Annotated in this window: 1 protein-coding gene; it reads right to left on the bottom strand. The window is 42.8% G+C overall.

Annotation, left to right across the window (positions count from 1 at the left end):
• Nucleotides 1-189: 189 nt before the first annotated feature.
• Complete coding sequence (locus BV214_RS16610; RefSeq protein WP_086478616.1) at nt 190-1,017, bottom strand: amidohydrolase family protein; 828 nt, start codon at nt 1,015-1,017, stop codon at nt 190-192.
• Nucleotides 1,018-1,219 lie beyond the last annotated feature (202 nt).

Below are 1,219 nucleotides of genomic sequence, written 5' to 3'. Positions count from 1 at the left end.
AAAAATCCCTCCGCTTTGCACTTTCAGGCAAACCACCTCCCTTTCTCTCGTGCTGAGCGTAGCCGAAGCATTAGGGAGGAGCTTTCGATTTTTTCCCCTAGTAGAGGTCAACCTATATTAAGGACGCACACAATTGTTTATTGCTAATTGATTATTGTTCACTGAAAAAACTGTTTGCCAAACACGGAATCACAGATTGTAAAAAGACACCGCATTCCCGCCCATGATGGCTTGTTGTTCTGTGGCACTTAGGGTATTGATAAAGTTGGTGGTGAGATTTTTGACTTCACTGTATTTACCTGCTACTAGGCAAACGGGCCAATCGGAGCCATACATACAGCGTTTGGGCCCAAAGGCCTCCAATACCAGTTCCATATAGGGGTGAATTTGCTCTGGTGTCCAGCTGTTATAATCCGCTTCGGTAATCATGCCCGAGAGTTTGCAGTAGACATTTTCCTGTTTTGCGATTTCTTTCATCAACACCGCCCAGCCATCAAAAAAGCTATCCTTAATATACGGCTTCGCAATATGGTCGATCACAAATTTTTGATTTGGGAACTTTTTTACAAATTCTAAGGTAGCTCCCAATTGATGGGGGAATACTAGAATGTCGTACACCGCTCCGTATGGTTCCAGTTTGGAGATTCCGTTTAGAAAATCGGGACGCAAAAGAAAATTGGGATCTTCTTCTCCCTGTACGATATGTCGGTATCCTTTCAGCTTTTTATCATCGGCGTATTTTTCCAGCAGGTGTTCTATGCTTTTACTCCTTAGATCTACCCAACCTACGACGCCTTTGATAAAATCGTGCTCATGGGCCAGCTCCAAAAGGAAATCTGTTTCAGCCAGGGTTTGGTCGGCCTGTACGGCTACGCAGCCATCCACACCATTTTCGGCCAAGACGGGTTCTAGATCGGTGGGTAGAAAGTCTTTTCGGATAACCGCCATCTCATCGTTTATCCATGCGTGTTTTTTGGGGTTGTACTTCCAGAAATGTTGGTGAGAGTCTATGGTCATGGTTTAATGTGGTTTTTTTGTTTGCAGAATTGTGAAGATACTAATATAGGAAGATTTGCTGTTATTGAGTAATTGGTCAATGTGTAAATGTACCGATGAGTCAATGTAACAATGGTATTAATTTGTCAATTTGGAAATGAGGGGAATAATGTAGCAAAGTACCGATGGATTAATGTAAAAAATGGGGGCTGGAGTTGACACT

The organism is Arenibacter amylolyticus (assembly GCF_002150785.1).
GTDB lineage: Bacteria > Bacteroidota > Bacteroidia > Flavobacteriales > Flavobacteriaceae > Arenibacter > Arenibacter amylolyticus.
The sequence above is the reverse complement of the archived record's forward strand: the minus strand, read 5'-3'. Positions and strand labels throughout refer to the sequence as shown.